6 protein-coding genes and 3 tRNA genes are annotated in these 7,474 nt (G+C 59.4%); all 9 read right to left on the bottom strand.

All coding sequences use genetic code 11. The features are described 5' to 3' along the window. Nucleotides 1-45: 45 nt before the first annotated feature. The 9 genes from BN1123_RS02430 to pncC all read right to left on the bottom strand — a co-directional run bounded on the left by BN1123_RS02430 (nucleotide 46) and on the right by pncC (nucleotide 7,391). A tRNA-Arg gene (locus tag BN1123_RS02430) sits at nucleotides 46-122 on the bottom strand. A 95-nt stretch (nucleotides 123-217) separates the two neighbouring features. Continuing rightward, nucleotides 218-294: transfer RNA gene (locus BN1123_RS02425), tRNA-Arg, on the bottom strand. Between the two features lie 3 nt (nucleotides 295-297). Next, a tRNA-Ser gene (locus BN1123_RS02420) sits at nucleotides 298-390 on the bottom strand. 213 nt (nucleotides 391-603) lie between these two features. After that, nucleotides 604-792 carry a carbon storage regulator CsrA gene (gene csrA / locus BN1123_RS02415; protein WP_026456466.1) on the bottom strand — a complete coding sequence of 63 codons (189 nt, stop codon included), beginning with the start codon at nucleotides 790-792 and terminating at the stop codon, nucleotides 604-606. Between the two features lie 103 nt (nucleotides 793-895). Next, complete coding sequence (locus BN1123_RS02410) at nucleotides 896-2,134, bottom strand: aspartate kinase (protein ID WP_042025152.1); 1,239 nt, start codon at nucleotides 2,132-2,134, stop codon at nucleotides 896-898. A 16-nt stretch (nucleotides 2,135-2,150) separates the two neighbouring features. Next, a complete protein-coding gene (gene alaS / locus BN1123_RS02405; protein WP_042025151.1) occupies nucleotides 2,151-4,775 on the bottom strand; it encodes an alanine--tRNA ligase in 2,625 nt (874 codons plus the stop codon). Nucleotides 4,776-5,211: 436 nt separating this feature from the next. Then, nucleotides 5,212-5,712, bottom strand: coding sequence for a regulatory protein RecX (locus BN1123_RS02400; protein WP_042025150.1), 501 nt, complete (start codon nucleotides 5,710-5,712; stop codon nucleotides 5,212-5,214). A 42-nt stretch (nucleotides 5,713-5,754) separates the two neighbouring features. Beyond that, entirely contained in the window at nucleotides 5,755-6,819 is a 1,065-nt protein-coding gene (gene recA, locus BN1123_RS02395; protein WP_042025149.1) for a recombinase RecA, read from the bottom strand. Nucleotides 6,820-6,899: 80 nt separating this feature from the next. Then, a complete protein-coding gene (gene pncC / locus BN1123_RS02390) occupies nucleotides 6,900-7,391 on the bottom strand; it encodes a nicotinamide-nucleotide amidase (RefSeq protein ID WP_042025148.1) in 492 nt (163 codons plus the stop codon). Nucleotides 7,392-7,474 lie beyond the last annotated feature (83 nt).

Raw genomic sequence — 7,474 nt, 5'->3', positions numbered from 1 at the left:
CCAGCTGAGCTACGGGCGCTCATAAATCTTTGTACTGCTTTAAAATGGTGCGCCCGAGAGGATTCGAACCTCTGACCACCTGGTTCGTAGCCAGGTACTCTATCCAGCTGAGCTACGGGCGCCCTGTTTTAAAACGATAAAAAAAGCTTACTCAACAGTAAGCCTTCTTCTAGTGCCGACTTGCTGATGGTCAACACATGACTCCGAGAGTCTAATATGGTGCGCCCGAGAGGATTCGAACCTCTGACCACCTGGTTCGTAGCCAGGTACTCTATCCAGCTGAGCTACGGGCGCAAATGGCGGAGAAGGGGGGATTCGAACCCCCGATGCGGGTATAAGCCGCATACTCCCTTAGCAGGGGAGCGCCTTCAGCCTCTCGGCCACCTCTCCGTTTGCGGGGCTGATAATACTTCACAGGGATTTTTAGTCAAACACTTTTTTGGAGAAAAAAGAGCGTTCGCTCAGCATTTGGTCAAAGCGTGGAATATTCAAGCAATATCGACACTTATCCCGTTGTTTTACGCCGTGCAGCCGATTTCACGGGCCATAAAAAAACAAAAGGCGACACATGAGGTGTCGCCTTGTCACTGCCTGGAATCCGGCTTAGAAGTTCGGCTGGCCCGGAACCTTCTCAGCCTGGATACGCTGATAAATCTCTTCGCGGTGCACGGAAACTTCTTTCGGTGCGTTCACGCCGATACGAACCTGGTTGCCTTTAACGCCCAGTACGGTGACAGTCACTTCGTCACCAATCATCAGGGTTTCCCCTACACGACGAGTCAAAATAAGCATTCGCTTGCTCCTGTATCCTGTTTTGTTTTTATATCGATATGCGACATTATCTAACAAAGATACCGATATGGTAAATGGTTGAAACTAAATCAATCAGAGATTGTTAGCCCAGGGGCTGCTCTTGGGGCGCTTGATCCAACCCGAAAGCGGCGTGCAGGGCTCGCACCGCCAGCTCCAGATACTTCTCGTCAATCACCACAGAGATTTTGATTTCAGAGGTGGAAATCAGCTGCATGTTGATCCCCTCCTCGCCCAATACCTTGAACATGGTGCGGGCAACACCGGGGTGGTTCCACATGCCGACACCGACAATGGAAACCTTGGCGATCTCGCCATTTCCCTGCACACAGGAGGCGCCCAGCTCGCTGGCCGTTTCCTCAAGCAGTGCGCGGGCACGGCGGTAATCATCCCGATTCACCGTAAAGGTGAAGTCGGCGGTGCCATCACCCAGGGTGTTTTGCACAATCATGTCGACATCAATGTTGGCATCGCTGATCGGATTCAGGATCTGCGCGGCCACGGTCGGTTTGTCAGGCACACCCAGAATAGTCAGGCTGGCCTCGTTGCGGTTAAAAGCGATCCCGGATACCAGGGGAGCTTCCATCCTCTCACCTCCATATGTGATTAAGGTTCCCTCTCCATCGATAAAGCTCGACAGTACCCGCAGCGGGACGCGGTATTTGCCCGCAAACTCCACCGAACGGATCTGCAGCACCTTGGCCCCCAGGCTGGCCATCTCCAGCATCTCCTCGAAGGTGATGGTATCGAGACGACGAGCCTTGGGCTCGATGCGCGGATCCGTGGTGTACACCCCATCAACATCGGTAAAGATCTGGCACTCATCGGCCTCGATGGCCGCCGCCACGGCAACTGCCGTGGTGTCCGAGCCGCCCCGGCCCAGAGTAGTGATGGCGTTGTGCTCATCACGGCCCTGAAAACCGGCGATCACCACTACCTTGCCCGCCGCCAGTTCTGCCTGAACCAGCTCGGTATCGATATGGGTGATGCGCGCCTTGCCATAGGCGGAATCGGTGTGAATGCGTACCTGATCACCGGTCATTGAGACCGCATGACAACCGCGTTTGTTCAACGCGATCGCCAACAGCGCTATGGTGACCTGCTCACCGGTGGAGACGAGCACGTCCATCTCGCGCCGGTTGGCATCAGGATCCAGCTGCTGGGCCATGCCCAGCAACCGGTTGGTTTCGCCCGACATGGCGGAGACCACCACCACCACATCGTGTCCCTGGGCGCGGGTCTGCTGAACCCGCTCAGCGACCGCCTCGATCCGCTCCAATGTGCCGACCGAGGTGCCGCCGTACTTCTGTACATAGAGTGCCACAGATCACCTCGCCCTATTACAGGCGCTCTTCCAGCCAAGAGTGAACGGATTGCAGCGCTGCCGGTACGGCCTCTGGCTGGGTACCACCCGCCTGAGCCATGTCCGGACGACCACCGCCCTTGCCGCCCACCTGCTGGGCTACCAGATTGACCAGTTCACCGGCCTTGACCTTGCCGGTCAGGTCGTTGGTGACACCGGCGATCAGGTTGACCTTGTCATCGCTGCTGGTTGCCAGCAGTACGACACCGGATTTCATCTGGTTCTTCAGCTCGTCCAGCATGCCGCGCAGGGACTTGGGATCGGCCCCTTCCAGCGCTGCAACCAGCACCTTCTGCCCCTTGATCTCGATGACCTGGCTCAGCAAATCGTTTCCGGCCTGGGCAGCCAGCTTGGCCTTGAGCTGCTCCAGCTCACGCTCCATCATCTTGGCCTTGTCCAGCACCTGACGCACCTTGTCCGCCAGGGAGAACTGGTCACCCTTGATGAGGGCCGCAGTCTCTTCGATCTGCTCACCCAGCTGGTGCATGTAGTCGATGGCGGCCTTGCCGGTCACCGCTTCGATACGACGCACACCGGCGGCGATACCGCTCTCGGCGATGATCTTGAAGAAACCGATGTCACCGGTGCGCTTGGCGTGGGTACCACCACACAGCTCGGTGGAGTAGTCGCCCATGCGCACCACGCGCACGTCGTCCTCATACTTCTCGCCGAACAGCGCCATGGCACCGGCCGCCTTGGCGGCTTCCAGACCCATGACCTGGGTGCTGACTTCATGGTTGGCACGGATCTGGGCGTTGACCAGCTCCTCGATCCGGCGAATGGTCGCCATGGTCAGGCCTTCGAAGTGGGAGAAGTCGAAACGCATGCGCTCGGCGCCCACCAGGGAGCCCTTCTGGGTCACGTGATCACCGAGTGCCTGACGCAGGGCAGCGTGCAGCAGGTGAGTCACTGAGTGGTTCAGGGCCACGGCCTGACGACGGTCGCCATCCACCACGGCTTCCACCTCAGCGCCCTTCTCCAGGGTACCCAGCTCCATGTAGCCTTTGTGGATGATGGCCTTGCCCGCCTTCATGGTGTCGGTCACGGCAAAGATGCCGTCGTCCACCTTGAGGGTACCGGTGTCGCCGATCTGGCCACCGGACTCGGCGTAGAAGGGAGTCTGCTCCAGCACGATGACGGCTTCGTCACCGGCGATCAGCGCATTCACCTCTTCGGTGCCCTTGTAGATGCCGATCACGCGAGTCTGCTCGCTCAGAGTCTTGTAACCGGTGAACGGGGTCTCGAAGTCGAGCTTGAGCATCTCGTTGTAGTTCACACCGAAGCTGGAGGCCTCTTTGGCACGGGCACGCTGCTTCTCCATCTCGGCGTTGAAGCCTTCCTCGTCGATGCCGATCTCGCGCTCGCGCACCACGTCGGCAGTCAGGTCAGCCGGGAAGCCGTAGGTGTCGTACAGCTTGAACACCACCTCGCCCGGAATGACCTTGGCGTCACCCAGGTTGGCCAGGGCATCTTCCAGCAGCAGCAGACCGCGGTCTAGGGTGCGGACGAACTGTTCTTCTTCGATGCGCAGCACGCGCTCGACCAGCGGCAGCTGGGCGATCAGCTCTTCGGCCACATCTTTCATCTGCACCGCCAGCTCGGCAGCCAGCTTGTAGAAGAAGACATCGGTGGCGCCCAGCTTGCGACCGTGGCGCACGGCGCGACGGATGATGCGACGCAGCACATAGCCACGACCCTCGTTGGAGGGCATGACGCCGTCGGCGACCAGGAAGGCGCAGGAGCGGATGTGGTCGGCGATGACGCGCAGGGACTGGTTGCTGAGATCGGTGGTGCCGACAATCTCGGCCGCCTTCTTGATCAGCGCCTGGAAGATGTCGATCTCGTAGTTGGAGTGCACACCCTGCATGATGGCGGAGATACGCTCAAGACCCATGCCGGTGTCCACGGACGGACGGGGCAGCGGTTCCATGGTGCCGTCGGCCTGACGGTTGAACTGCATGAACACCACGTTCCAGATCTCGATGAAGCGGTCGCCATCCTCTTCCGGAGAACCGGGACGGCCACCCCAGATGTGATCGCCGTGATCATAGAAGATCTCGGTGCAGGGACCGCACGGGCCGGTATCGCCCATGGCCCAGAAGTTGTCGGAAGCGTACGGCGCTCCCTTGTTGTCACCGATGCGCACGATGCGATCGGCCGGCACGCCAACTTCCTTTTCCCAGATGTCGAAGGCTTCATCGTCAGTCGCGTAGACGGTCACCAGCAGGCGCTCTTTCGGCAGTTGCAACACCTCGGTCAGGAAACCCCAGGCGAACTTGATGGCATCCTGCTTGAAGTAGTCGCCAAAACTGAAGTTGCCCAGCATCTCGAAGAAGGTGTGGTGACGAGCGGTATAGCCGACGTTTTCCAGATCGTTGTGCTTACCACCGGCACGCACGCAACGCTGGGAGGTGGTTGCGCGGTTGTAGGCACGCTTGTCTGCGCCAAGGAAGACATCCTTGAACTGGTTCATACCCGCGTTGGTAAACAACAGGGTCGGGTCGTTATGCGGTACCAGCGAGCTGGAGGAGACAACCTGGTGCCCCTGGGAACGGAAATACTCGAGAAACGCGGTGCGTATCTCAGACGTGGACATATACATGGAAAATCCTGCTTGATTCGAATACGGACTTTTAACCGCATTAATGTAAGTTTTCTGCGGGGTAAAGTAAAACGTACCGGCCCGTCACGGGCGAAAAAGCACGCATAAACGGGTGGGTGAAGAAAAGGGAGGCAAATGCACGCTTTTCCGGCCACGGATCGCGCCAAAAGCAGCGGAAAATAACCGCAGGATGCGACAAAACCGGACCCGCTTCATCATCCGTAGCCAAGCCACTGAACAAACAGGAAAAAGCTGCTGAGCCGCGATCAAGGAGCGAGTCCCGGTGAGTCGTCAGACGAAGGGAAGCTGGCGAGAAGGAGCCGGTTAAAGGGAATTGACAGGCTCAGGGGCCACGCGGCCCTATGGTCAGCGCAGGAGACGAACTGGCAGTTATCGTCACCGACATCTTGTTATCTCGCCAGCCTGCACCGCGTCCCTATTCCTCCCGCTCCTGCAAGGCAGAGAGGGCATAACGAGCCTGATCCTGAGTAAAGCCTCGCCCCAGCAGATACTTGAGCCACTTCATGCGTAGCTTGAAATCGGCCAGATCGGCGACTCTGGCGCGCCGCTCCAGCAGCTCGAAAGCCAGTTCGAACCAGTCCAGTTCGGGTTGCTCGAAGGCAGCGTCGATCTGGCTGTCGTCCAGCCCCTTGCGTCGCAGGTCGAAGCGGATCTTGATGGGCCCGTGCCCCTTGGCAGCACCGGCTCGCACCGCCATGGCGCCATAACGCTCGTCATTGACCCAGTTGTAGCCACGGCAGTAGTCGACGACCGCTTCGATCACCTCCTGGCTGAACCCCTGCTGGCGCAGTCGATTGGCCAGTTCGGATTCGGCACTCTCGCGGCGGGCAAGACTGCGCATGGCGAAGTTGCGGGCGGCCGCCAGCTGCTCTTCGAAGCTGGGCTGTGCGGGTTCGGTAGTGGATTCATCAACCATAAATGACAAGGCCGGGTATCGACCCGGCCTTCCTGTTACTCGTTATTCGAACTCTTGTTCGCTTTCGACGTCGAACTCGTCTTCTTCCGCGGTGACCGCCTTGTCATCGGCAGGAACCACGCCGGAGAGCAGCAGCTCGCGCAGCTTGGCCTCCACTTCGGCTGCCATGGCCTTGTTCTCGGCAAACAGCTTCATCACGTTGGCCTTGCCCTGACCGATCTTCTCGCCGTTGTAGCTGTACCAGGCACCGGCCTTGTCGATCAGCTTGTGCTTGACGCCCAGATCCACCAGCTCGCCCTCTTTGGAGATGCCGGCACCGTAGAAGATCTGGAATTCGGCCTGTTTGAAGGGAGGAGCCACCTTGTTCTTCACTACCTTGACGCGGGTCTCGTTGCCGACCACTTCATCCCCTTCCTTGATGGCGCCGGTACGACGAATATCCAGACGCACGGAGGCGTAGAACTTCAGTGCGTTACCACCGGTCGTGGTCTCCGGGCTGCCGAACATGACACCAATCTTCATCCGGATCTGGTTGATGAAGATGCACAGGCAATTGGCGTTCTTGATGTTGGCGGTCAATTTACGCAGCGCCTGGGACATCAGACGAGCCTGCAGGCCGACGTGGGAGTCACCCATCTCGCCCTCGATTTCCGCTTTCGGGGTCAGGGCGGCCACGGAGTCGACGATAATGACGTCAACGGCGTTGGAGCGCACCAGCATGTCGCAGATCTCGAGCGCCTGTTCGCCGGTATCCGGCTGGGAGATCAACAGGTCATCGACGTTGACGCCCAGTTTGGCGGCATAGATGGGGTCGAGTGCGTGCTCCGCATCGACGAAGGCACAGGTCTTGCCCTTCTTCTGGGCTTCCGCGATCACCTGCAGGGTGAGGGTGGTTTTACCGGAAGATTCCGGGCCGTAGATCTCGACGATACGACCGCACGGCAGACCACCAATCCCCAGCGCCACGTCCAGGGAGAGAGAACCGGTAGAAATGGCTTCGATGTCCATGGTCTTGCTGTCGCCCAGACGCATGATGGAGCCTTTGCCAAACTGCTTTTCGATCTGACCCAGCGCAGCCGCCAGTGCCTTCTGTTTGTTCTGATCCATGCCAATCTCCGCTGGAAATCGTGAGTAAGAAGTGAAGTTGGGCTAAGTATACTGTCTATTCATACAGTATCAAGCCCAATTTATCTGAGCAGGGCCAACAGACCCGACAAGGCCTGTCTCACCGCCTGCTGACGCACCTGACGACGGTCGCCATCGAAGCGGGCCAGCAGGGAGTGGTGGCGGCCGTTGCAGTCGGCCCAGGCAAACCAGACGGTGCCCACCGGTTTGCCCTCGGTAGCGCCACCGGGGCCGGCGATGCCGCTGATGGCCACACTGATGGAAGCCGCCGAGTGGGCCAGGGCGCCGCGGGCCATCTCCAGCACCACCGCCTCGCTCACGGCGCCGTGCTGCTCCAGGCTCTCGTCGCTCACCCCCAGCATCTGCTGCTTGGCCTCGTTTGTGTAGGTGACAAAGCCGCGATCAAACCAGCCGGAGCTGCCCGCGATGTCGGTGATGGCGCTCGCTACCCCGCCGCCGGTGCAGGACTCGGCAGTCGCCGCCAGCCAGCCGCGCTGGCCGAGGGCCTGTCCCAACTCGATGGCCAGGTGCTCAATCTCTGCATCCAGTGTCATGGCGGATCTCCTGCTCATTGAAGAGGCACATTATGCGATCCCGATCCTGTCGCCCGCAACCGGGGGCAATCCAAGCCGGCCTC

This window comes from Aeromonas enteropelogenes (assembly GCF_000819845.1).
GTDB lineage: Bacteria > Pseudomonadota > Gammaproteobacteria > Enterobacterales > Aeromonadaceae > Aeromonas > Aeromonas enteropelogenes.
Note: the sequence above shows the minus strand (reverse complement) of the source record. Positions and strands in the feature narration are given on the sequence as shown.